Annotated in this window: 23 protein-coding genes; 18 read left to right on the top strand and 5 right to left on the bottom strand. The window is 55.4% G+C overall.

Features of this window, described 5'->3' with window-relative positions; genetic code table 11:
* The first annotated feature begins 121 nt into the window (after positions 1 to 121).
* The 15 genes from SH467x_RS03430 (at position 122) to accD (ending at position 11,443) form a co-directional block, all read left to right on the top strand.
* Positions 122 to 1,003, top strand: coding sequence for a DeoR/GlpR family DNA-binding transcription regulator (locus SH467x_RS03430; RefSeq protein WP_482369892.1), 882 nt, complete (start codon positions 122 to 124; stop codon positions 1,001 to 1,003).
* Positions 1,004 to 1,027: 24 nt separating this feature from the next.
* On the top strand, positions 1,028 to 1,714 hold the full coding sequence (gene pduL / locus SH467x_RS03425) for a phosphate propanoyltransferase (RefSeq protein ID WP_482369891.1): 687 nt from the start codon (positions 1,028 to 1,030) through the stop codon (positions 1,712 to 1,714).
* A gap of 43 nt (positions 1,715 to 1,757) precedes the next feature.
* On the top strand, positions 1,758 to 2,060 hold the full coding sequence (locus SH467x_RS03420; protein WP_482369890.1) for a BMC domain-containing protein: 303 nt from the start codon (positions 1,758 to 1,760) through the stop codon (positions 2,058 to 2,060).
* A 92-nt stretch (positions 2,061 to 2,152) separates the two neighbouring features.
* Positions 2,153 to 2,422: a BMC domain-containing protein gene (locus SH467x_RS03415; RefSeq protein ID WP_482369889.1), complete on the top strand. Its 270-nt coding sequence runs from the start codon at positions 2,153 to 2,155 to the stop codon at positions 2,420 to 2,422.
* A gap of 28 nt (positions 2,423 to 2,450) precedes the next feature.
* Positions 2,451 to 3,635: an acetate/propionate family kinase gene (locus SH467x_RS03410; protein WP_482369888.1), complete on the top strand. Its 1,185-nt coding sequence runs from the start codon at positions 2,451 to 2,453 to the stop codon at positions 3,633 to 3,635.
* 29 nt (positions 3,636 to 3,664) lie between these two features.
* Positions 3,665 to 3,973 (top strand): EutN/CcmL family microcompartment protein, encoded by a 309-nt coding sequence (locus SH467x_RS03405; protein ID WP_146676164.1) that lies wholly within the window; start codon positions 3,665 to 3,667, stop codon positions 3,971 to 3,973.
* A gap of 3 nt (positions 3,974 to 3,976) precedes the next feature.
* Positions 3,977 to 5,476: an aldehyde dehydrogenase family protein gene (locus tag SH467x_RS03400; RefSeq protein ID WP_482369887.1), complete on the top strand. Its 1,500-nt coding sequence runs from the start codon at positions 3,977 to 3,979 to the stop codon at positions 5,474 to 5,476.
* 12 nt (positions 5,477 to 5,488) lie between these two features.
* Positions 5,489 to 5,749 carry a EutN/CcmL family microcompartment protein gene (locus SH467x_RS03395; protein ID WP_482369886.1) on the top strand — a complete coding sequence of 87 codons (261 nt, stop codon included), beginning with the start codon at positions 5,489 to 5,491 and terminating at the stop codon, positions 5,747 to 5,749.
* 54 nt (positions 5,750 to 5,803) lie between these two features.
* Entirely contained in the window at positions 5,804 to 6,529 is a 726-nt protein-coding gene (locus tag SH467x_RS03390) for a hypothetical protein (protein WP_482369885.1), read from the top strand.
* Positions 6,530 to 6,542: 13 nt separating this feature from the next.
* The gene (locus SH467x_RS03385) at positions 6,543 to 6,824 is read left to right on the top strand and encodes a EutN/CcmL family microcompartment protein (protein WP_482369884.1); all 282 of its coding nucleotides are present in this window, start codon (positions 6,543 to 6,545) and stop codon (positions 6,822 to 6,824) included.
* A gap of 67 nt (positions 6,825 to 6,891) precedes the next feature.
* Positions 6,892 to 7,827: a class II aldolase/adducin family protein gene (locus SH467x_RS03380; protein ID WP_482369883.1), complete on the top strand. Its 936-nt coding sequence runs from the start codon at positions 6,892 to 6,894 to the stop codon at positions 7,825 to 7,827.
* 99 nt (positions 7,828 to 7,926) lie between these two features.
* Positions 7,927 to 8,865: a lactate/malate dehydrogenase family protein gene (locus SH467x_RS03375; RefSeq protein WP_482369882.1), complete on the top strand. Its 939-nt coding sequence runs from the start codon at positions 7,927 to 7,929 to the stop codon at positions 8,863 to 8,865.
* Positions 8,866 to 9,082: 217 nt separating this feature from the next.
* Complete coding sequence (gene rpe / locus SH467x_RS03370) at positions 9,083 to 9,883, top strand: ribulose-phosphate 3-epimerase (protein ID WP_482369881.1); 801 nt, start codon at positions 9,083 to 9,085, stop codon at positions 9,881 to 9,883.
* Positions 9,884 to 9,917: 34 nt separating this feature from the next.
* Complete coding sequence (locus tag SH467x_RS03365) at positions 9,918 to 10,610, top strand: histidine phosphatase family protein (RefSeq protein ID WP_482369880.1); 693 nt, start codon at positions 9,918 to 9,920, stop codon at positions 10,608 to 10,610.
* Complete coding sequence (gene accD / locus SH467x_RS03360; RefSeq protein ID WP_482369879.1) at positions 10,607 to 11,443, top strand: acetyl-CoA carboxylase, carboxyltransferase subunit beta; 837 nt, start codon at positions 10,607 to 10,609, stop codon at positions 11,441 to 11,443. The genes SH467x_RS03365 and accD overlap by 4 nt, the downstream gene beginning before the upstream one ends.
* Positions 11,444 to 11,484: 41 nt before the next feature.
* On the opposite strand, the gene SH467x_RS03355 is transcribed toward accD, so the two are convergent.
* From SH467x_RS03355 to leuC, 3 genes are all read right to left on the bottom strand, one after another.
* A complete protein-coding gene (locus SH467x_RS03355; protein ID WP_482369878.1) occupies positions 11,485 to 12,468 on the bottom strand; it encodes a glycosyltransferase family 10 domain-containing protein in 984 nt (327 codons plus the stop codon).
* A 39-nt stretch (positions 12,469 to 12,507) separates the two neighbouring features.
* On the bottom strand, positions 12,508 to 13,104 hold the full coding sequence (leuD, locus tag SH467x_RS03350) for a 3-isopropylmalate dehydratase small subunit (protein WP_482369877.1): 597 nt from the start codon (positions 13,102 to 13,104) through the stop codon (positions 12,508 to 12,510).
* Between the two features lie 62 nt (positions 13,105 to 13,166).
* Complete coding sequence (leuC, locus tag SH467x_RS03345) at positions 13,167 to 14,582, bottom strand: 3-isopropylmalate dehydratase large subunit (protein WP_482369876.1); 1,416 nt, start codon at positions 14,580 to 14,582, stop codon at positions 13,167 to 13,169.
* A 199-nt stretch (positions 14,583 to 14,781) separates the two neighbouring features.
* On the opposite strand from leuC, the gene SH467x_RS03340 reads away from it, so the two are divergent.
* Genes SH467x_RS03340 through SH467x_RS03330 form a run of 3 tightly spaced genes read left to right on the top strand, consistent with a single transcriptional unit; the run spans position 14,782 to position 16,876 of the window.
* Positions 14,782 to 15,351 (top strand): hypothetical protein, encoded by a 570-nt coding sequence (locus tag SH467x_RS03340; RefSeq protein ID WP_482369875.1) that lies wholly within the window; start codon positions 14,782 to 14,784, stop codon positions 15,349 to 15,351.
* A 29-nt stretch (positions 15,352 to 15,380) separates the two neighbouring features.
* Complete coding sequence (cysC, locus tag SH467x_RS03335) at positions 15,381 to 16,046, top strand: adenylyl-sulfate kinase (protein WP_482369874.1); 666 nt, start codon at positions 15,381 to 15,383, stop codon at positions 16,044 to 16,046.
* Positions 16,043 to 16,876, top strand: a complete 834-nt coding sequence (locus SH467x_RS03330; RefSeq protein WP_482369873.1) for a GDSL-type esterase/lipase family protein — start codon at positions 16,043 to 16,045, stop codon at positions 16,874 to 16,876. Before cysC ends, SH467x_RS03330 begins: the two co-directional genes overlap by 4 nt.
* Before the next feature lie 109 nt (positions 16,877 to 16,985).
* Here the strand turns inward: SH467x_RS03330 and SH467x_RS03325 are convergent, their stop codons facing one another.
* Positions 16,986 to 19,481: a c-type cytochrome gene (locus tag SH467x_RS03325; RefSeq protein WP_482369872.1), complete on the bottom strand. Its 2,496-nt coding sequence runs from the start codon at positions 19,479 to 19,481 to the stop codon at positions 16,986 to 16,988.
* A 137-nt stretch (positions 19,482 to 19,618) separates the two neighbouring features.
* A complete protein-coding gene (locus tag SH467x_RS03320) occupies positions 19,619 to 21,181 on the bottom strand; it encodes a hypothetical protein (protein ID WP_482369871.1) in 1,563 nt (520 codons plus the stop codon).
* Positions 21,182 to 21,381 lie beyond the last annotated feature (200 nt).

Genomic DNA, 21,381 nt, shown 5'->3' with positions numbered 1-21,381 from the left:
TTTTTGTGACCGATTTCTCTCAAACTCCTGTCACGGATCGTTGCAGAATAGGCAATTTGGGTCATATTGGAGGAGTGGTTCTGCGACTCCTCTCCAAATAAGCCAGAAAACTATCATCTGGATGAATGTTTCCTCTCACCCTAATGCATCGCTCAGCCGCCGAGAGAAGATTCTCGAGATGGTGCGGACGCACGGTTTCGTGTCGATTCCGGATTTGCGGGATGCGTTTGAGGTGAGCGAGTCCACGATCCGCAGGGATTTGGAGGCGTTGGAGGAGAATGGGGAGGCCAAGCGGACGCATGGAGGTGTTTTTTCCACGGGTCCGAGTTCGAGTGTCCGGCAGTTTGGTTCCAAAGGGGGCACTTGGGAAAAGAAGCGATCCATCGCCATTGCGGCGGCTTCTTTGATTGAGGACCACGAGACAGTCCTTCTCGATGGCGGAAGCACGACCTACGAGTTGGCTCGGCAGTTGGTGGGGCGACCGTTGCAGATTGTCACGAACTCCTTGCCCGTCGCCAATTTGTTCGCATCCAGCGATACGGTCGAGTTGGTGTTGCTCGGGGGGGCAGTGCATCACAAGACCGGGGTGACGTTGGGGAGTTATGCCAATGAGATGTTGCGATCGTTGAATGTACAGAAGGCATTTCTTAGTGTCGCGGGGATCAACCCCAAGGGCTTTTACAACAGCAACATGCTTTTGGTCGAGACCGAGCGGATGATGATGCAGTGCGCCGATCAGGTATTGATCATCGCTGACAGCACCAAATTCGGTCGATCCAGCTTAGCCCGGCTATGCGATTGGACCCAGGTGCACACATTGGTTTCGGACGACAGTCTGGCCGATTCCTGGCGTCGGGTTGCGAATGAATCCAAAGTTGTGTTGCATCTGGCTGAACCGAGCGTCACGGAGGAACCGTCGTCGGAGGCTCGCGACAGCAATCAAGTATCCTCGTCCAACGTCGTTCCCGAACGACTTTCCTTTAGCAAGAATTCCGCTTCATAGAGCGTACTACATATGGCAAGCGCAATGAATATCGATCCATCCCACATTGAGTCGCTGGTTCGCAGTGCCATCGCCCAAGCGTTGGGTGGTGTTGCGGTCGCGGGTAGCAAACCGAATTTGGTGGTTAGCATTTCGGCGCGTCACGTCCATTTGACTGACGAGCATGTGGAGAAGTTGTTTGGTAAAGGAAAGAAGCTGACACCCGAGAAGGGGCTTTACCAAGACGGATTTTATGCGGCGGCGGAGCAGGTCATGATTGTGGGGCCGCGCCGTCGGATGCTTCCAAATGTTCGCGTTCTCGGCCCGACGCGCAAAGCGAGTCAAGTCGAGTTGGCGTACACCGATGCGATCTCCCTCGGAATTGACGCGCCGGTCCGTCATAGCGGCGAGATCGCCGGGACCCCGGGTTGCGTACTGGTGGGGCCTGCTGGGGCCGTCGAACTCACCGAAGGGGTGATTCGGGCGGCTCGTCACGTGCATATGGGGCCGTCGGATTGTGCTCATTACGGAGTGAAGAACGGGGACTTTATGTCGCTCGTTGTGAAATCACCTCAGTGTTCGGTCGTCTTTGAGGATCTGCTCGTTCGCGAGGACAAAGCGGCCAAGCTTGAGGTGCATATCGATACAGACGAAGGGAACGCGTGTGATTTGGATCACGCCACCTTGGTCGAGTTACGAAAACAAGGTCCTTGCAAGTGCCAGGACCACTAACCGGTTCTATGTCTAGTTTCCCTATTTTTTTTGGAGAATTCGAATGGCAAAGGTCAACGAAGCGCTCGGTATGATCGAGACCAAAGGCTTTATCGCCTTGGTCGAAGCGACCGACGCGATGATGAAGGCGGCGAATGTGAAGTTCCTTGGTTGGGACAAAGTCGGCAGCGGACTTGTTTCTGCTTTTGTGAGTGGCGACGTCGCGGCTGTCAAAGCTGCCACCGATGCCGGGGCAGCTGCGGCTGGTCGCGTCGGTCAAGTCATGAGCGTGCAGGTCATCGCACGACCCCATGACGATTTGAACAAAGTGCTGAAGATCAACGCACCTTCCAGCTCTGCAGAATAATGTCCGCCGAATCGAAGAGCTTGCGGAGCCGCAAGCGAACATCGAATTCCCAACAAACTTCGAAACAACTTACAAGCTCGAGTGATAGCAACATGCAAAATGCAATTGGATTGATTGAAACCAAAGGTCTGCTGGCTTTGATCGAAGCCACCGATGCCATGGCCAAAGCGGCCAGCGTCGATATTGTGAAGCGAGTCGATATCGGTGGCGCCTATGTGACAACCGTTGTCTGTGGCGACGTCGGCAGCGTTCGCGCGGCAGTAGAAGCCGGCGCAGCGGCAGCCGCCCAAGTGGGCGAATTGGTCGCTAGCCATATTATTCCGCGACCTGCTGAAGGTCTTGTGACTGCATTCTTCAAGTAAGCCTAGTTAACGGAGTGTCTGGAAAGCCATGAAGGTTCTCGTATCCAATTTAGGTTCGACAAGTTTCAAGTACCGATTGTACGACATGACCGATGAGCGGCAGCTTGCTCGTGGCGGTGTCGAACGTATCGGTGCACCCGAGAGTCGTTGCTTTGTCGAGATCGGTTCGCATCGAGCCGAAATGACGCAAAGCGTACCCAACCACGGAGTTGCCGTGGACGCATGTATTGCTCAGTTAACCGATCCGCAAAACGGCTGCATCCAAGATGCCAGCGAAATCAGTGCGATCGGTTTCAAGGCGGTGCATGGCGGACGAATCTCGGGGGTATTTCGCATCGACGATGCGGTTTTGTCGGCGATGGACGAGATGAATTCGGTGGCTCCTGCCCACAACCCTCCGTACATGGCTGCGATGAAGCAATTGGCTTCGATGTCGAAGATTCCATTGGTTGCGGCGTTCGAGACCGACTTCCATCAAACGATCCCAGAAGCTTGGAAACGATACGCCATTCCGGCCGATTTGGCCGCCGCCCTTCCTATTCGGAAGTGGGGGTTCCATGGTGCATCCCATCGTTATATCGCAGGTCGGGCTGCGGAACTGATGGGTCGAAAGGATGCGAAAATCGTCTCATGCCACTTGGGAGGCAGCTCGTCATTGTGCGCCATTCGAGCGGGCAAAAGCGTTGCCACCACGATGGGGATGAGTCCACAGTCTGGATTGCCACAGAACAATCGAGTTGGCGATTTGGATCCGTTCGCACTCCCTCTCATGATGGAGCACACAGGCCTAAGTTTGGACCAATTGCTCCACAAGCTGGCGACACAAGCCGGATTGTTGGGCCTTTCTGGCGGACTGTCGGGCGACGTTCGGGATTTAGAGCAAGCGGCAGATGGCGGCAACGCACAGGCTGGTTTGGCTCTGGATGTCTACGTAGCGGATATCCGGCGGCAGTTGGGTGGGATGATGATGGCCATGAGCGGCGTCGATGCGATTGTCTTCACCGGTGGAATCGGCGAGAACGGTCAACGGATTCGCTCCAGCATTTGCGAGGGATTGGACGACTTTGGCATCCGCCTCAGCGCAGAGAAAAATCAAGTAGGTGCACCCGAGAGACGGATCGATGACGGATTCGGCAAGGTCCAGTTGTGGATCATTCCGACCAACGAAGAGATTGTCGTCGCCCGGCAAACGGTCGCGGCAATTCAAAAGTAACCTTTACCAGCACAAGCTGAGAATCAACCATGTTCGTCGCTAAAGTGACAGGCTCTGTTGTTTCCACTCAAAAGGTGGACACGATGGTTGGCCAAAAATTGCTCGTCGTCGAACCGTATCGATTGGAGCCCAGCGCTCGAAACGAACTGGTAACGACCGGACGGACTTTCATTGCCGTCGATACGCTGGGAGCTGGAGTCGGCGATATGGTGTTGATCACGCAGGGAAGCAGCGCGCGATTCACACCGGAGACAAACAAACTTCCGATTGATTGTGTGATCATCGGAATTGTGGACACCGTTCATATCGAGAAAAACAACGTTTACAAACGTCAATAAACCATGCAAGTTTCAGAGACCCTTATTCGTACGGTGGTTGAGCAAGTCATCAACCAAGTGCGGCAGTCCTCCGCGGTTGCTGCCACTGCAACCTCGAGCACTGCAACCTCGAGCACTGCCACCTCGAGCGCTCCGGCCGCGAGCCAATCATCGGCTTACGGTCGCTATGGACTGTTTCTCGACGTCGACGATGCCGTTCGCGCGGCCCGGGCGGCTTTCGAGGAACTGCGCAATCGCCCCATCGAACACCGTCGCCGGATCATCGAACACATCCGCCGAATCTCCATCGCGAACTCGGTGGAACTCGGCACGATGGAAATGAACGAAACCAAGATCGGCCGGTTGGAGCACAAGATCGCCAAATTGCAAACGTTGGGGGAGAAGACTCCTGGCGTCGAGTTCCTCAAAACCGAGTGCTATAGCGGTGACCACGGTCTGGCCGTCATCGAACATGCTCCATTTGGCGTCATCGGCGCGATCACTCCGGTCACCCACTCCCTTCCCACGATCACCGGCAACGCTGTCAGCATGATTGCGTCAGGGAACGCCGTTGTCGTGAATCCGCACCCAAGCGGAAAGAAAGTTGCTGCCGAAGGGGTGCGTCGATTCAATCAGGCTATCCATGCCGATTTGGGGATCGACAACCTCATCTCGTTGATCTGCGAGCCCACGCTCGAGACCGCACAGCAGTTGTTCAAGCACCGAAGTGTCGCGTTGATCTGCGTTACGGGTGGACCGGCGGTCGCAAGGGCCGCGCTCAACAGCGGAAAGCGAGCGGTTGTGGCAGGCCCGGGTAACCCACCTGTGGTTGTGGATGAAACAGCCGACCTCGATCGCGCTGCCCGTTGCATCATCGATGGCGCCTCTTTTGACAACAACCTCCTTTGCATCGCGGAGAAGCAAGTCTTCGTGGTGGCCTCGGTATTCGACGCCATGATGTCTGCGATGGAGCGGGCAGGAGCGGTTCGCCTCAACGCACCGGAAGTCGAACGTCTGACCCATGCAGCGTTGACCAAGGTTGGGGAAGGAAGCGATGTTCACTTCGCTCCGAAGAAAGAGTTGCTCGGTCAAGACGCCTACAAATTAGCGGCTGCTGCTGGCAAGTCGATCGATCCAAGCGTGTTGGTGGTCTTTGGAGAGACGACAAAAGATCACCCGTTTGTTCAGACCGAGCAAATGATGCCGTTTCTTCCTTTCGTTCGCTGCCGCGATTTCGACGAAGCCGTTGCGCTCGCGCAAGAGTCCGAGCATGGCTACCGACATACCAGCATCATCCATTCTCGCAACGTGTCGAACATGACGAAGATGGCTAGGGCGATGGACACGACCTTGTTCGTCAAGAACGGACCCTGCATGGCGGCTCTCGGGCTAGGTGGAGAAGGATATCTTTCGTTCTCCATCGCAGGTCCAACTGGTGAAGGAGTCACGACACCTTTGACGTTCACTCGCGAACGCCGCTGCTCGTTGATTGACGATTTGTTCATCCTCGGGAACCCCAAGTAGGAAACTCTCGCGATGCAGGCAGCCCGCGTCCTCGGTACCGCAACCTCCACCGTCAAACATCGGACGCTTGAGAATCTCAAGCTTCTGATTTGCCAGCCCCTCACGGCGGATGGCAAATCCCCGGATGGTGCACCCTTGGTCGCGGTGGATCGATTCGGTGCAGGAGCGGGGGAATTGGTGATGCTCACCAGCGATGGGAGCGCCGTAAAAGAGATGTTTTCGGTAGAGAACAGTCCCATTCGCTGGGCCGTACTCGGACTACTCGACGAATAGTGCACGCTTCGCAGTCACTCCCTTCAAACCATTTTCAGAATCCAAACCTCCACCGTGAAACCAACTGCTACCGATGTAGAAAAGCTCGTTCGCCAAGCCCTCCAGGCTTGGGCTGGACGCGATGCGTCTACGTCGGTTGCTGCGAGTACCGCCGGGAGTACCGCCGCGGCCGACCGGGAATTGGTGCTTGTGGATTCGGTGATCAGCACCGAGTCACTGCGTGGCCGCACGGGAGAGATCGCATCGCTTCGAATTCCTCTCCATGCGATTTTGACCCCAGCGGTGAAGGATCTGTGCCGTGAAAAAGGGATTGTCATTGTTCGCGAGAACAAGCCGGACGCTTCCGCAGTGCTTCAAGCCTCGCCGTCGCCCTTGTCCGCTCAGGAATCAACCCCATCAACAGCGTCGCGACCGCAGCGCTTGGTGATGGCAGGCACATCCCCTTGGATGTCTGCGGTCGAGAAGCAACTCTGTACGAAGCAGGCCAAGGTTTTGGCAAGATCCTCCGATGATGCAACTGCCCTGCGATCGATCCACGAATCATTGGGCCACGGTCATCAGGCAGGCATTCTATGGGTTGAGTCGGCGTATGCGACCGGATGGCAAGCGGCCCGCATCGATGCACTTCGTCCAGCGGTGGTAAGCCAATGGAGCGAGGTCGCGCGGGCGCTTCGCGAAATCCCACTCAATTTGTTGGTGCTACCCATTCACGGTTGGTCGATTCCTGCCGTTTGCAATGCGGCGAGGACCGTTTTCGAACATTTGAAACGGACCCATTAGAGAGGCGCTACCTATGCAACTTTATTTAGTCGAAGGAACGGTGACACTCAGTCGTGCTCACCCCAGTTTCACTGGCGGTTCGTTGAAAGCGACCGTTCCGTATGGGGACACATTGTTAGGCCGTGCTGTCAAAGATCCCGACATGGTCGTTGTTTGGGACGACCTCGGTGCAAGTGAAGGTTCGATCATCGCTGTGAGTGACGGCGCGGAGGCCGCACAGGCGTTCAAGCCAGCTCAGAAGCCTGTCGATGCCTACAACGCTGCGATCCTCGACGAAATCCGAATCCAATCTTAAGCCCGTCTACTCCATCCAGTCACTTTTCATCTCCCATCACCACCCCAACGCAACACCACAAAGCAATATGGTCAACGCACATAAGATCAAACAGGATATCTGTGAAATCGGTCGCCGTTTGTACAACAAAGGGTTCGCTGCCGCCAACGATGGAAACATCACCGTTCGCATCAGCGACAACGAAATCCTGTGCACACCGACCATGCACAGCAAGGGGTTCCTCAAGCCCGAGGATATTTCATCGATCGACATGACCGGGAAGCAGATCTCGGGCATCAAAAAGCGATCGAGCGAAGCCCTCTTGCACTTGGAAATCTACAAGCAGCGTCCCGATATCAAAAGTGTTGTCCATTGCCATCCACCCCATGCGACAGCGTTTGCCGTCGCACGCGAACCCATCCCGCAGTGCGTCCTGCCCGAGGTCGAGGTCTTCATTGGGGACGTGCCGATAACCAAATACGAGACTCCGGGTGGGCAGGCATTCGCGGACACCATTTTGCCGTTCGTTTCGAAGACCAACATCATCATCTTGGCCAACCACGGAACGGTTAGTTATGGCGTGGATGTCGAGCAAGCGTATTGGTGGACCGAGATACTCGATGCGTATTGCCGAATCTTGATGTTGGCCAAGCAGTTGGGGAATGTCTCGTACTTCTCCTACAAAGAGGAAAAGGAGCTGCTGGATTTGAAACAGAAGTGGGGATGGCAAGATCCACGCAACACGCCCGAATACCAGAATTGCGATGTGTGTGCGAATGATATTTTCCGTGATTCTTGGAAGGAGTCTGGGGTGGATCGACGCGCATTCCCGTCACCTCCTCCGATGGCGCCAGCAGCGAATGTCGCGCAAGCGGTGACGCAAGCCGTTTCGTCAGCCGCTCCGGTCCTCCGCGCTGCCGCCGCAAACTCCGGTGCAGCGGAAGGTTCGGAATTGGCCGGCCTCGACCAAGAGCAATTGGTCAAGCTGATCACGGCACAGGTCCTGAAGCAACTCAACGGTTAATCGCTGCGGGGACGATTCTGGGCACAGGGCCCAGGCGGGCTCATTCGGCAGCGTTACCATTTACCCAATAATCCTTCGTTCGTTTCGAAATCAACTACTATGAAAATCAGCATTATCGGCGGTGGCGGCTTGGTTGGATCTTGCGCTGCGTATGCGTTGCAGTGCGGTGGCGTCGTCCGTGAAATTTGCTTGATCGACGTCAATGCGAATTTGGCAGCGGGGCACGCGTTGGATTTGATGCACGGGACCCCGAGCGTCGCCGATCAACTATGCACCTCGGGCGGGTACGAGCAGATTCCCGATTCCGACATCATTTGCATTACTGCTGGATTGCGACGTAAACCGGAGGAATCCCGCCTTGATTTGATCAATCGCAACACCGATTTGTTCGTTGGCATTCTGGATGAGATCAAAAAAGTAGGGATGAAGAAGTCGGCGATTGTGTTGGTCGTCTCCAATCCCGTCGACATTTTGACATTCGTCGCGGCGAAGCGATTGGGGCTCCCGGCAACGCAGGTCATCGGACTGGGAACGCAACTGGATACCATTCGCTTCTGCTCGTTGATCGCGAATGCGTTGGGGACCGCACCGACGCAGACAAAAGCATTGATTTTGGGAGAGCATGGCGACAGCATGATTCCTGTCTGGTCGAGCGCGACCGTCGGATCCTTGCCATTGGAAAAGTATCCCGGTTGGAATAGCGTCCTCGCCGACAAAATCTTCACCCGGACCAAAGGATCGGGGGCGGAGTGTCTTTCGAAAAAGGGTGGCGCAGGTTTCGCCGTCGGTATTGCGATACGGGACGTGGTCGATGCCATTGCACTCGACCAGAACCGCATTCTTCCCGTCTCTACCGTGCAAGACGGGGCTTGCTACGGGATCGATCAAGTAGCGATTTCGGTCCCGACCGTCGTCGGTCGAACCGGTGCATTGCAGCGGATTGAGTTGGATCTTTGGCCCAAGGAGTTGCAAGGTCTCAAAGCGAGTGCCGCGGCGATCAAGCCAACGTTAGATACCGTCCTCAAGCGAATCGGTTAATGCGATTCTCCGATCCTCGAGGAGGAACGGGGGCTTTGGCGTGAAACGGGTGCCCCTCGTTGCTCTTCCTCGAACGCGGCAAACCGACCGTGTTCGGAGGGAAAATTGCTGGCTGTATTTGTTTTATTAATGACGCGTAAGTCCTCTCTGCTGCGGGACTTGCGGATTTAGGTGGGGCCCCGCGTGGGTTGGTTGGCAGGGTTCGGTATTTTGCCCCTTGCCTAACCACCGCGAGCTTGTTTATTGTGGAGTGTATTGCAGCGATGGATTGCTGGCGTTAGCCAGCTTTGCTGCAAACCACCATCTAGCGGTCTATATGTCCGAACCATCCAGCAAGGCGACGGAAACGAGGAATCGGTTTCGATCTGCGAGCCCTGCCATCCTGCCATCCTTGTTGATGTGCGACTTCTCCAATTTGGAGCGGGAAGTGCGTCAATTGGAGGAGGCCGGGATAGCGGTATTGCATTTGGATGTGATGGACGGTCACTTCGTACCGAATCTTACGTATGGCATGCCGATCGTCGAAGCCCTTCGTCGGGTGACGGATTTGGCGCTCGACGTCCACTTGATGATTTCCGATCCGGGCAAGTACGCGGATGCCTTTATTGAGGCAGGGGCCGATGCGATTACGTTTCACATCGAAGCGGATCCAAAGCCCGAGGCGTTGTTGAGATCGATACAGTCGCAGGGCGTTCTCGCGGGGCTTGCGATCAATCCGCAGACCGACTGGAAGACCGTAGAGCCATTCGTGGAATTCTGCGACTTGTTTTTGGTCATGAGTGTCCAAGCGGGATTCGGCGGGCAGGCGTTCAATCCGGTTGCGTTGGAGCGGCTCTCGCGGCTGCACCACCAATACGGCGATCGTTTGTTGCTGGAGGTAGATGGTGGTGTCAATGAAACAACAATCGGTTCCTGCGTTGCTGCTGGAGCCGATTTGCTAGTGGTGGGGTCCGCGTTGTTCAAGCAGCCGGACTACTGCCAAGCGATCACTCGATTGCAAGCGGCGTATTCGACATGAGCGTCCGCATTCCGTTCCTCTCTGGATTGATTGTATGTGTAATGTTGTAGTGGTACGCCCTGGGGCCACTCTGTTCGATGAACAAGAACGAATCAAGGGAAGTTTGGATATTCCTCTTTCGTCGCATGGTTTGGAGCAAATCCAACGCGTGGCGACGGAATTAGAGCGATTGCCGATTGCTCACGTCTATTGCGGTCCTTGTGAATCCGCACAGGAGACGGCAAAGGAGATTGCTGACCACGCCAAAGCCAAGTGGAAGGTTTGCGATTGCTTCGCGAATTTGGACCATGGGCTATGGGAAGGAAAACGGATCGACGAAGTCAAACGTCAGCAGCCCAAGTTATTCCGCCAGGTGCAGGATAATCCTCGCGCGTTTTGTCCGCCCGGTGGGGAGACGATCGACGAAGCGGAGGCTCGCGTCTCAAAATTGTTAAGCAAGCTATGCAAGAAGCACGCAAATGAGACAATTGCGGTCGTCGTTTCCGAGCCGCTCGCAACGTTGGTCGCGAACAGATTGATGGAAACAGACATCGACGATATGTGGGAATCGGAATGTGATAACGGAAGTTGGGAATTGATCGATGCGGATACGCATCAATGTGTCGATTCCGATTCCCAGGTCTCCGAATCCCTAACCGATGGTCAGCAGTCAGCGATGGGCACTACAAAGGCCCTCGCAGGATCATCATCGCACACCAGTTTTATTCGGCCTGAATACGCGACATGAGTACTCTTGAGAACGATTCCAAGCAAGCGAGCCGACGTGGCGTTCCCGAAGGTCTTTGGATCAAGTGCGCTGGGTGCAACGAGACGATCTACCGCAAAGAGGTAGAACGGAACTTGAATGTTTGCCCCAAATGCCACTACCACATGTACGTTTCGGCTTGGGATCGCATCTCGCAGTTGCTTGACGAGAACACCTTCGAGATCTGCGACGAGAATGTGTTGCCGACAGATCCGCTTTCCTTCTCCGACAAGAAAACCTATGCGCAACGCCTTGTCGATGAGCAAACCCGTACCGGTTTGACTGATGCAGCTGTGTGCGGGACCGGGATGATTCGCGCCCGACGGGTTGCGATTGCGATTACCGATTCGGCCTTCATTATGGGGAGCATGGGATCGGTGGTGGGTGAGCGATTGACTCGGTTGATTGAACGAGCGACGGAATTGAAGCTGCCATTGATCATCGTCAGCGGTTCGGGCGGTGGGGCTCGGATGCACGAAGGGATTCTATCCCTCATGCAGATGGCAAAGGTATCCGCGGCGCTCGCGAAGTACCATGCGAATGGTGGACTTTACATCAGTGTTCTTACCAACCCGACGATGGGTGGTGTCGCCGCCAGTTTTGCAAGCCTCGGGGATTTGATCTTCGCAGAACCGAAGGCGCTCATCGGTTTCGCAGGCCCGAGGACGATCAAAGCGACTATCCGAATCGAATTGCCGGAAGGGTTTCAGACGAGCGAATTTCTATTGGAGCACGGTTATGTCGACCGGATCGTAGAGCGCAAACGGCTCAAGACAGAGATTGCGACCGCCATCGACTACTGCGGCAAGCTGTAGGCTCGTTCTCTGCAGAACGACAGCGTGCACCGATGTAGCGGTCAATCCAACAGCAAGCCTCGTTCGTAGAACCGCCGCAGGATCTGCTTGGTAGCTTGCTTCTTCGGATAAAGGACGCAACCGCGTCCTCGAGGGCTCCACGGCGCGAGATTGGCAAAGTGTCTTTGAATCATAGCGAAGAGATTGTGTTGATGCAGCACGCATTCTCTCGCCGTACGCATTGCGTCGAAGCGACGCTCCGCCATATTGTTCCTGATCGCATCGCGAATGCGCTGAATCGATTCCTCTGGCTGATACATGTCGATGCGAAGAAACGATTCGGTGGGGAACATGTCATCGGCATGTCGACTCCCAGAATAGATCGGGAAAGCCCAGCCGAGATAGCTATCGACGAGTTTTTCGGACACATAGTGATCCGAGTGGTCGTTCTCGAGAACGATGTGGTACTCGAAGGGGTAGATCGCCTCGGATTTATCCTGCATCGACCGGATGCCGCGTCCAAACACATGTAGTTCGTGACCGATGGAGTCTTGGAGCAATTGAACGAAACGCAATCGTTCTCGGTGATCCGGTGTGGTTGTTTTGTTGCTGGCAATGACGCTGATTCGGCAGGGTTTCGCGGGTGGCGCAAGCTGTGCAAGCTCGTCGAAACGAATGACATCGCCATGGATTTCTCCAGGCCAAAGTCCGTAGTACCACGGTTGCCCCTCATGCCCCAGCGATTTATTAGGGTGAGAGATCGATGCGTGGCTGGTGCGAATCGCGCCGAATTGATGTGTGAAGCGTGGGCGATAGGTTCGAAGCGAAGGGGGTTCGCCAGTCACTAGCAAGCAATGGGATCTCGGGCATGGAAGCCGCAGCGTTCCTGGCAGATCATCATAGACCACGCATCCAAAAAGATTCGGATGCAACGGATCCAATGTGAACTCGAAGCGATTCCAGTCGATAGAAGATCGTGGAATCTGTCGCAAAAAGTCGTAGCCGACGTAGGTGGATGAGAACAAAAGTACGGGACGCGTCATCATTCCACCCTCGAATGGCAAGTTATCGAGAAGAGGGCACGACTAGGCCAACGCAGGATGAGAGGCCTCGAAGGTACTGATCTTGCTTTCGTGTTCCAGGGTCAAACTGATGTCGTCCAGTCCGTGGAGCAAGCAGTGGCGTCGGAAAGACTCTATCTGGAAGGTCGCTTCGAATCCGTTTCCGTCGCTAACCGTACAGTTTTCCAAATCGACGGTCAGCGTGTATTGGGGATTGGCCGCGTGCCTCTGAAACAGACTTTCGACTTGTTCTTCGTTCAACTGAATCGGGAGGATCCCGTTCTTGAAGCAGTTGTTGTAAAAGATATCCGCAAAGGACGGAGCGATGACGCATCGGATGCCGTAATCATCGATGGCCCAAACCGCGTGCTCTCGCGACGAACCGCTGCCGAAATTGCGTCGCGCGACCAGGATGGAGGCGGAGTCGTTTCGAGGGAGATTCAATTCAAAGTTGGTGTTCGGGGATCCATCTTCGTTGAATCGCCAATCAAAAAAGAGGAATTGGCCGAAGCCGCTTCGCTCGATGCGTTTGAGAAACTGCTTGGGAATGATTTGATCGGTGTCGACGTTCGCGCGATCCATGGCGGCGACCACACCGGTGTGTTTGGTAAAAGGATTCATGGGAAAGGTTTGGTTTGACGAGGTGATGGAAATCAAAAATCCGCTGCGACAAGGCCCTTGTGTTAGGACTTGTAAGTCCAGTCTCGAATGTCGGTGAATTTACCCGAGATGGCAGCGGCAGCGGCCATGGCGGGAGAAACGAGGTGGGTTCGTCCACCCTTGCCCTGGCGGCCTTCGAAGTTTCGGTTGGACGTTGAAGCGCATCGCTCGCCCGGTTCCAAGCGATCGGGGTTCATGGCCAAGCACATGCTGCATCCTGCTTCACGCCAGTCAAAACCGGCTTCTTTGAAAACGCGATCCAAGCCTTCTGCTTCCGCTTGCCGTTTGACTTGCCCGCTTCCTGGGACGACCATCGCGTACACCTTGTCGCTGACGCGATAACCTTTGATGACATGGGCAGCAGCTCGTAGATCTTCGATACGAGCATTGGTGCAGGAGCCGATAAAAACACGATCGATCGTGACATCGGTGAGTGGCATACCGGCTTTCAAGCCCATGTAGTCCAAGGCGTTGGCTGCAGACTTGCGCTCGGTATCGTCAGCAAATGCAGCTGGATTGGGGACTTTCGAGTTGATCGAGGTGACTTGTCCTGGGTTGGTACCCCAAGTGACTTGCGGTTCGATATCGGACCCTTTGTAGATATCGACGCGGTCGTAAACCGCACCAGGGTCGCTCGGCAGTTGTTTCCAAAGCTCGACCGCCGCGTCGAATTGCTTCGGAACAAAGGGTCGTCCCTTCAAGTATTCAAAGGTGGTTTGATCCGGAGCGATCATCCCAGCCCGAGCGCCTGCCTCGATCGACATATTGCAGACCGTCATCCGCTCCTCCATCGAAAGGCGGCGAACGACTTCTCCGGTGTATTCGAGTACATAGCCTGTCCCGCCGGAGGTGGTCAGTTTTCCGATAAGGTAGAGAATCAAGTCCTTCGCGGTGACCCCGGGAGCGAGGGAGCCATCGACTCGAAGTTCGTAGGTTTTTGGCAAGGTTTGGAGGAGCGTTTGGGTCGCGAGCACATGTTCGACTTCGCTGGTACCGATCCCGAATGCTAAAGCGCCAAAGGCACCGTGTGTCGCTGTGTGCGAATCGCCGCAGACGATGGTCATACCGGGTTGTGTGTAGCCCTGTTCGGGCCCGATGATGTGCACGATCCCTTGATCGCGATCGTTCAAATCATAAAGACGGATCCCGAATTCGCGGCAGTTGTTTCGCAGCGTGTCGACCTGTTGACGCGCGATGGGGTCGGCGATCGGGAGGGAGCGGTTGCTCGTCGGAACATTGTGGTCGGGAGTCGCGACGGTCCGCTCGGGGCGACGTACTTTTCGCCCGGCCAGCCGAAGTCCCTCGAACGCTTGAGCGCTGGTCACTTCGTGGACAAGGTGCAGATCGATGTAGAGGATCGCTTGCTTACCCGGTTCGGCATGGACGACATGGTTGTCCCAGATTTTCTGGAACATGGTACGAGGAGGCTTGCTGGACATTTTTCTGCGAAGGGTGGGAGAGTGAAACCGAAATGGGCATCCCGCGGCGGTTCCGCGGGGACAAGTCCGAGGTCGGGTGCGGCACGACCTCTCCACCTAGAGAGGCTGACATCTCAGGGGTGTTCGCGCCCGCTGCCGGCGGATATTCTAAACGGCTACCCATTTTCTACTAACGCACCCTTTTCGAATAGGCGAAACGATGTCGAACGGCGATTCTTTGCGAGAACGCGGATCAGCCCTGGAAAACCAGTTCTTTAGCTCGCTGGATGCGAAACTATTAGAGGAACTGAAGGCTGACGTGGAAGCGGAATTAGCGATCAACCACTTAGGCCGCATCTCCGGCATCCAAGACCAAAATGTATTGGGAGCTCTCACGAAACTCGGGGTTTCTCCAGCGACCTTCGCAGCCCTGCGTGTGTTCCCTCTCGTCGCCGTCGCTTGGGCGGATGGCCGCTTGGAAAAGGCCGAACGGGAGTTGATCGAAGAAAACGTGAGCAAGCACGCCATCGAAGAAGGTAGCGCCGCCATGCAACTGCTCGACCAGTGGCTTGCAAAGAAGCCAGGTTCGGAGCTCCTCGGCGTCTGGGAAAGCTATGCAAAAAGCTTAGTCGCATCGCTCGATCAAGAGGAAGCGGACCTTCTCAAAGCGACCTTGGTCGAGGAAATCCAACAAGTCGCCAGTGCCAGTGGCGGTCTGCTGGGGTGGGCCTCCATTTCCAAAGGGGAGCACGAGGTCATGAACCGAATCGTCGCTGCCCTCACCAAATAGCCCCTCACGAATCAGCAGAGATCCCAGCCATGAGCGATACGCCTCAGGTCATATGGCATTCGCAATCGGTGTCGCGGGTGGAACGGGAGCAACGCAACGGCCATCGGAGTTGCGTCTTGTGGTTCACCGGGTTGAGCGGTTCCGGAAAAAGTACGATCGCAAACCTCGTCGACCATCATTTGTTCGATCGGGGCGCGCGGAGTTATCTCCTCGATGGTGACAACGTCCGGCACGGACTTTGCGCCGGGCCCAACCTATTGACTCCGGTCTACGGCGAAGAGTTTGCCCGACGATTTGGATTGGGGTTTGGCCAGCAAGACCGCGAAGAGAATATTCGACGAGTGGGCGCGGTCACTGAGTTGCTCGCCAATGCGGGCATGATCTGTTTGACCGCATTCGTCAGTCCCTACCGCAAAGACCGAGAATTGGTCCGGAACTGGGTGGAAAAGCAAAACGGCAAAGGCTCCTTCATCGAGATCTATGTCAACACTCCTCTCGAAGTCTGCATGGCCAGAGATCCAAAAGGACTCTACCAGCAAGCGATCGAAGGAAAAATCAAAAACTTTACCGGCATCTCGGACCCCTATGAGGCTCCCGACTCACCTGAATTGGAGCTCAAGACGGCCGAGATGCCAGCCGAGCAAAGCGCTTCGCAAGTCCTCTCCTACCTGATCGCGCAAGGAATCCTTTCATGAGAATCAACTCCCAGGCTCGTACGCTCCGTTGGATGCGTCACTCCATACTCCTTTCGCTTGTGACGTTCGCACCGCTATCCCCGCTGCGCTCGCCGAGTCTCCTCGCGGTTGCTCCCCAAGAGAAGAAACCGACAGAACAAAAAAGTGCACCTGAGTCGCTCCGTGCGCCGATCGATCCTGAGCATATCCGCGCGAATCATCTGGAAGCGTACGTTGAGCGAGCATTGAAGTGGGATAAGGAAGTTGCAACGCTCGCTGCGAACAATGCAACCGAGGGGAGCGACGACTCCATTTTGTTTCTCGGCAGTTCCAGCATTCGTCTCTGGAACTCCATCGAGCAAGACATTGCACCTTGGAAGCCTGTTCGTCGAGGCTACGGCGGTTCGAAGTTTTGCGATGTCGCGCTCTATACCCCGCAATTGATTCGCGGGTTGAAATACCAAGCCGCAGCGATCTTTGTTGCGAACGACATAACCGGGAGCGAGTTAGACAAGACGCCGGAGGAAATTGCTCGGTTGGCGAAAGTCGTGATCGATTCGATTCGAGCCGAGCGTCCCGACGCGCCCGTGATGTTGATCAGCATCACCGCCACGCCATCCAGATTCAAGCATTGGACTCGCATTGAAAAGGCGAACCGCGCTCTTGAAAAATTGAGTTCCGAATTGAAGAACGTTTCTTTTTTGGAAACGCAAGCTTCTTATCTTACCCCCGAGGGGGAACCGAAGCCTGAGTACTTTGTGAAGGATATGCTTCACCAAAATCCAGATGGCTATCGGGTTTGGGGAGGATTGGTTCGCAAGAAACTGGATGAAATGATCGGCCGTAAATAGCAATCGCCCCTCGACTCCAATCGAGCCGAGGGGCGATGTTGTTAGGATTCAATCAAGTCAAACTACACGTCTTGACTGTTGTAGACCGTTCTACTTCTTGTAACCCGTTCTACTTCTTGTAAACATCGTGCTTGGGATTACCCCCCGACTTCAAGTAAGCGAGTAGATCGAGCACTTCGTCCTGGTTCAGGGTGTCGAGGAGTCCGGTCGGCATCATCGATACCTTGCTCGCCTTCATCTCCAAGATTTTGTTCCGTGAGACATTGGTGAAGTTCGCGGGGTCGAGCATGTTGGTCGAGACCATGAGGTTGTTCCCATTGAGATTGGCAACCCGTCCGATGACTACGGTATCGTCTTCGAGCAAGAACTGTGTCGCTTCGTATTGATCGCTAATTGCTTTGCTCGGCTCGACGATCGCAATGAGCATGTCGTGCGTGCTGAATCGGCCGCCCGATGCGGTCAAGTCAGGACCTTGAATTCCCCCTTGACCATTGAACCGGTGGCACTTGTAGCATTGGGCCACGGCAAACATTTGCTTGCCCCGTTCAAAGTCAAAGCCCTTTTGTTTGGAGTCCGCACTCTTTTCCAGTTCGTCGACAGTCCATTGTTTCACCAATTTTCGGGGTTCCAAGTCGGCGAGCGGATCTTTAGGGGCTGGAGGCGCTCCAACCAATTCTCCAAGCGATGTCTTTTCGCCGTCGGAAAGCTTCTTGATGGCTGCTTGGCGAATATTCTCGATGAAGCCACCAAAGGAGGCTCCCCCGCGAGCGGTCGCGACATCGTAGAACCATTGGAAATACTGCTTTCTCAGGGGTTCATTCCAGCCGTTCGATGCTTCGCGGAGGCAGAACGCATAATGGATCTGATCGTCCGCCGAACCACTGGTTCGCATCTTCTCGACACATCGGTCGATGATCTTGGGGGCATCGAGGTAGACCAGAACGCGAGCAAGTTCACGATCGAGTCTGCTGTCACCATCCTCGGCAGGGAAATGGCTATCGAGATGCTGGATGATCTTGCCGCGAAGGTCTGCGTTTCCTTCTCCCAATCGCAAGAACGAGAGTTGGTAAGCGCGAAGCAATTCGAGTTTCTCGGTTGCAGACAAGGCTGGCCAAGAAAGGCTCAGGAGTTTGTTCTGAATCGCGGTTTGGTCCGAGCTCTCCCCTTTGCGACAGAGGGCGACGGCGAGCGTGATAGCGGCTTGTGGAGTAGAGGCTTTGGGAAGTGCATCGCGCCATACCTTCGGATCTTGGTGCTCCAAGGCGATGCGGGCAGCGGTTCGCATCGCTCGATCGGGGCTACCCACGTGTGCCAGGACTTTGGCGAGGTCAAAGGAACCGCGATGCATCGATTCCAATTCTCGACGGGCTTGGCGAGCTTTCTGGGCCTCGGCCGTATCCGGGAATTTGGCTGGAGATACATCCTCGGGGCCAGTGTAGCGAATGCGGTAGAGGGCCGACTGCACTTTCCGGCCTCCGACCGCCATGTAAATGCAGCCTTCGTTCGGAGAGACAATCAAATCGGTAACCGGCATCGGGGAGGCGCTGACGAAAGGTTCCACTTTGGCTTCGTACGAGGAATCCTTTGGAGTCATCGAAACGGAGTAGACAACACCATAGCTCCAGTCGCTGATGAGCAGAGAGTTTTGGAACTTGGCAGGGAATTTGGTACCGGTTCCAAAGGCGATCCCTGTCGGAGAACCATAGCCGATATCGGCGATCGAGCCGAGGCTATCGGCGAAATACTCAGGCCACTTGCCAGTACCGTTTCTCCAACCGAATTCGGAACCGCTGGTCACATGGTTGACCCGAGTGGGGCGATACCACGGAGTCCCCACGTCCCACTCCATGTCGGCATCGTACGTGAACAGATCGCCGAGCGGATTGAAGGCGATATCGTACTCATTGCGAAAGCCGGTGGAGAGCAGTTCGATATCACTCCCGTCGGGGTTGAGAGAGAGAATGAAGCCACCGGGTGCAGGTACATTGGCCATGAAGCCTCGAGCATCCGGCATGCGTCCCAGCATATGGTCCTCGGACCAGTGTTTCGGAACGCGCGAGGCGTCGATCTTTTCGGGAAGTTTCGTTTGGTTTCCTGCGCAGAGATAGAGTCGGCCATCGGGACCCTCGATGATGGCGTGAGGACCGTGTTCTCCACCTCCGTTAAGCGGAATGAGATAGTCTTTTTTCTCGAACTTCCCGTCTCCGTCGGTGTCTTGAAAGCGATAGAGCCCCGCTTCTTTGTTGTTGTTCACATCGACGTAGAGTCCGTCTTTGGTCCTAAGCAACCCTTGCGCCATTCCGATTTCGATATCCAGAGCTTCGACGATTGTCTTTTCGGCGGTGGAGCCAACGGGGGCTGGGGTCACGCGGTAGATCTTGCCATACTGATCGGAGGCCAGGATCTTTCCGTCTAAGTCAGTGGTCAAGCAAACCCATGAGCCTTGTTCGGCAATGGGAACTTCGTAGACGAGATCGACTTGGAAGCCGGCGGGGACACGGAACGCGCTGGGAGGGGTAGCCCCAAGATCGAACGCCATGACGGGGGGCGCCAGAAGGGCCCCCGCGACGAGCGTTAACAAAACATGAAAGCGAGAGCGTCGCATGGTTTACCTTGATTGCTAAGGAAGTTGGAGGGAGAACGTGACCGAGACTATCTTACTCCCTCAGGGGCATGCAACAATGCCGTGGCGGGGAGACAATGGCACTTCATTTTCCGCAAAGACCGAGCTAACGCAACCGATTAATGAACATGAAGCTGGCGAAGGCGGGCCAATCCGTCCAGTAAACTCCTTCGGCCCCCCTGCGAATCGATCAGCCCGGCATTGGGATAGACATGCTCACCTCGATCGGAGAACTGATTCCAGATAATCCCATGCACATTCGTTTTGGCCAGCAACATCTGGATCGCCTCCAGCCCGTTGAGTGGCAGTCGGCAGCAGGGAGCATCTTCATTTCCGCTCGATGGATTTTTGGGGCGATCCGAATCGCTGTCCTTCATCGATCTCTTTTCCCATGCGCCCGATTCAGGGTATTGCCATCCCGAAACGACAGATGCTTTCGAAAGGGCTCGAGCGGATGGCCTGGCATTGCAGGGAGTGCAAAGCTGGACCAGTAATGGAAGGCCGAGAATATTCCAATGGTCGATCAAATCCGACAAATCGATCAAATCGCGGGGGAGGGAGCCGAAGGGCCAATAGTTGAGATTCAATTCGAGCCCCAAACCCGATAGTCCCAAGTCGGCTCGGACCAAGGCGTCCGCGAAATGGAGCGGGCTGATCCCGTCTGATTTTTGGCCCAAGTACTCTGCCCATGGAGCATCGATGGTCACGATCACGGGGGTCTTTGGATCCGAGCGACGGACCGACTGAATCACGCCTACGGAGAGGTGCAGGATTTGTTCGTCGGTCAAGCCGAGCGTGTTGGGGGTATTGAGGCCTGCAGCCGCAGTCCACAAGTGGACTTGTCCACGGTAGCGTTCCACTACCTGGGTCGCATGTTTGCAAGTCGCGTCGTAAAGGGACTCGAAGTCATTGAACAAATAGAGCCATCGCGGGATGGCATGGGGTTGGAGGTTCAGCAACGGGCCTGCGAAGACTCGCAGGGAATGATCGCGTGCCCACGCAAGCTGCTGATCGAGAACCCCGTAGCGGTCTTGCGGACTGTCCCCTTCGAGTTGCCACTGTTCCATCGACAGATGCACGGTGTTAATCGCCGGCAAGAGAGACGCGGCATCGAGGCCCCATTCCGGCGTGGGTGTGAGTTTCACCCCCAGCAGCGTGCTCAGTTGTTTTTCAGATTGATGGCGAGCCTGCAAAGATTGTGAAATGAAGGCGCGACCCAATGGCTTCGCCGCCGCGATGGTAAGGTCGATGGCTTGCTGGGCCAGAGGGGTACATCGGTGCAAGTCATTTGCGGCTAGCAGCGCTTCGACGAACGCTTCTAACGCTCGGTCCATGCTTTGGTGGAATACATCGGGTAGCTTCAGCCCAATCCTCTGCCAATCCAACGCGCGACCCCGAATCCGGTGAATCGTTCCACGCGCCAGTTCCAGGATCAATACGTACGGCGCATCCTGGCATCGAAGCGACGCGGTTGAGAGAAGAAGGGGGCCATACTCTTCCGTCGGCCAGACAATCGAAAGCTTGCCCGATTCATTGACCGTACGGTCTATGACAAATAAATCGCTCTCCAGCCGATTGCGGCTGGACCAAGGAATCCCCTCTAACCCAGAGACGTAGGCTGTTTGCCAGATATTCGGGTCGTAGCTTTCGGCACTCCTGACTCGAAAACGCAGCTGGCCCATGAAACGCGATCTAACAAAGGGGTAGGAACGGAGCGAGTACGGGGCCAGACTGGAGGACACCTGATAACAGGACGGGCAGTGTAACCGATCAGCGCAGTCACCACAATTTGGGAATCCCCCCGGTTCCCCTCCCCAACGCCCGAACAATTCTGACTTTTCCTGTCTCGACAATAGTTGTTTCGACGACTAATCAGGTCTAT

The sequence above is a fragment of the Brakhagea slesvicensis genome, assembly GCF_052161625.1.
In the GTDB taxonomy this organism is placed as follows: domain Bacteria; phylum Planctomycetota; class Planctomycetia; order Pirellulales; family Pirellulaceae; genus JBKCUI01.
Note: the sequence above shows the minus strand (reverse complement) of the source record. Positions and strands in the feature narration are given on the sequence as shown.

Excerpts from the sequence above, each read along its gene's own strand:
- SH467x_RS03430 (WP_482369892.1), top strand. The coding sequence starts at position 122 with ATGAATGTTTCCTCTCACCCTAATGCATCGCTCAGCCGCCGAGAGAAG.
- pduL (WP_482369891.1), top strand. The coding sequence starts at position 1,028 with ATGAATATCGATCCATCCCACATTGAGTCGCTGGTTCGCAGTGCCATC.
- SH467x_RS03420 (WP_482369890.1), top strand. The coding sequence starts at position 1,758 with ATGGCAAAGGTCAACGAAGCGCTCGGTATGATCGAGACCAAAGGCTTT.
- SH467x_RS03415 (WP_482369889.1), top strand. The coding sequence starts at position 2,153 with ATGCAAAATGCAATTGGATTGATTGAAACCAAAGGTCTGCTGGCTTTG.
- SH467x_RS03410 (WP_482369888.1), top strand. The coding sequence starts at position 2,451 with ATGAAGGTTCTCGTATCCAATTTAGGTTCGACAAGTTTCAAGTACCGA.
- SH467x_RS03405 (WP_146676164.1), top strand. The coding sequence starts at position 3,665 with ATGTTCGTCGCTAAAGTGACAGGCTCTGTTGTTTCCACTCAAAAGGTG.
- SH467x_RS03400 (WP_482369887.1), top strand. The coding sequence starts at position 3,977 with ATGCAAGTTTCAGAGACCCTTATTCGTACGGTGGTTGAGCAAGTCATC.
- SH467x_RS03395 (WP_482369886.1), top strand. The coding sequence starts at position 5,489 with ATGCAGGCAGCCCGCGTCCTCGGTACCGCAACCTCCACCGTCAAACAT.
- SH467x_RS03385 (WP_482369884.1), top strand. The coding sequence starts at position 6,543 with ATGCAACTTTATTTAGTCGAAGGAACGGTGACACTCAGTCGTGCTCAC.
- SH467x_RS03380 (WP_482369883.1), top strand. The coding sequence starts at position 6,892 with ATGGTCAACGCACATAAGATCAAACAGGATATCTGTGAAATCGGTCGC.
- SH467x_RS03375 (WP_482369882.1), top strand. The coding sequence starts at position 7,927 with ATGAAAATCAGCATTATCGGCGGTGGCGGCTTGGTTGGATCTTGCGCT.
- SH467x_RS03365 (WP_482369880.1), top strand. The coding sequence starts at position 9,918 with ATGTGTAATGTTGTAGTGGTACGCCCTGGGGCCACTCTGTTCGATGAA.
- accD (WP_482369879.1), top strand. The coding sequence starts at position 10,607 with ATGAGTACTCTTGAGAACGATTCCAAGCAAGCGAGCCGACGTGGCGTT.
- SH467x_RS03355 (WP_482369878.1), bottom strand. The coding sequence starts at position 12,468 with ATGATGACGCGTCCCGTACTTTTGTTCTCATCCACCTACGTCGGCTAC.
- leuD (WP_482369877.1), bottom strand. The coding sequence starts at position 13,104 with ATGAATCCTTTTACCAAACACACCGGTGTGGTCGCCGCCATGGATCGC.
- leuC (WP_482369876.1), bottom strand. The coding sequence starts at position 14,582 with ATGTCCAGCAAGCCTCCTCGTACCATGTTCCAGAAAATCTGGGACAAC.
- SH467x_RS03340 (WP_482369875.1), top strand. The coding sequence starts at position 14,782 with ATGTCGAACGGCGATTCTTTGCGAGAACGCGGATCAGCCCTGGAAAAC.
- cysC (WP_482369874.1), top strand. The coding sequence starts at position 15,381 with ATGAGCGATACGCCTCAGGTCATATGGCATTCGCAATCGGTGTCGCGG.
- SH467x_RS03330 (WP_482369873.1), top strand. The coding sequence starts at position 16,043 with ATGAGAATCAACTCCCAGGCTCGTACGCTCCGTTGGATGCGTCACTCC.
- SH467x_RS03325 (WP_482369872.1), bottom strand. The coding sequence starts at position 19,481 with ATGCGACGCTCTCGCTTTCATGTTTTGTTAACGCTCGTCGCGGGGGCC.
- SH467x_RS03320 (WP_482369871.1), bottom strand. The coding sequence starts at position 21,181 with ATGGGCCAGCTGCGTTTTCGAGTCAGGAGTGCCGAAAGCTACGACCCG.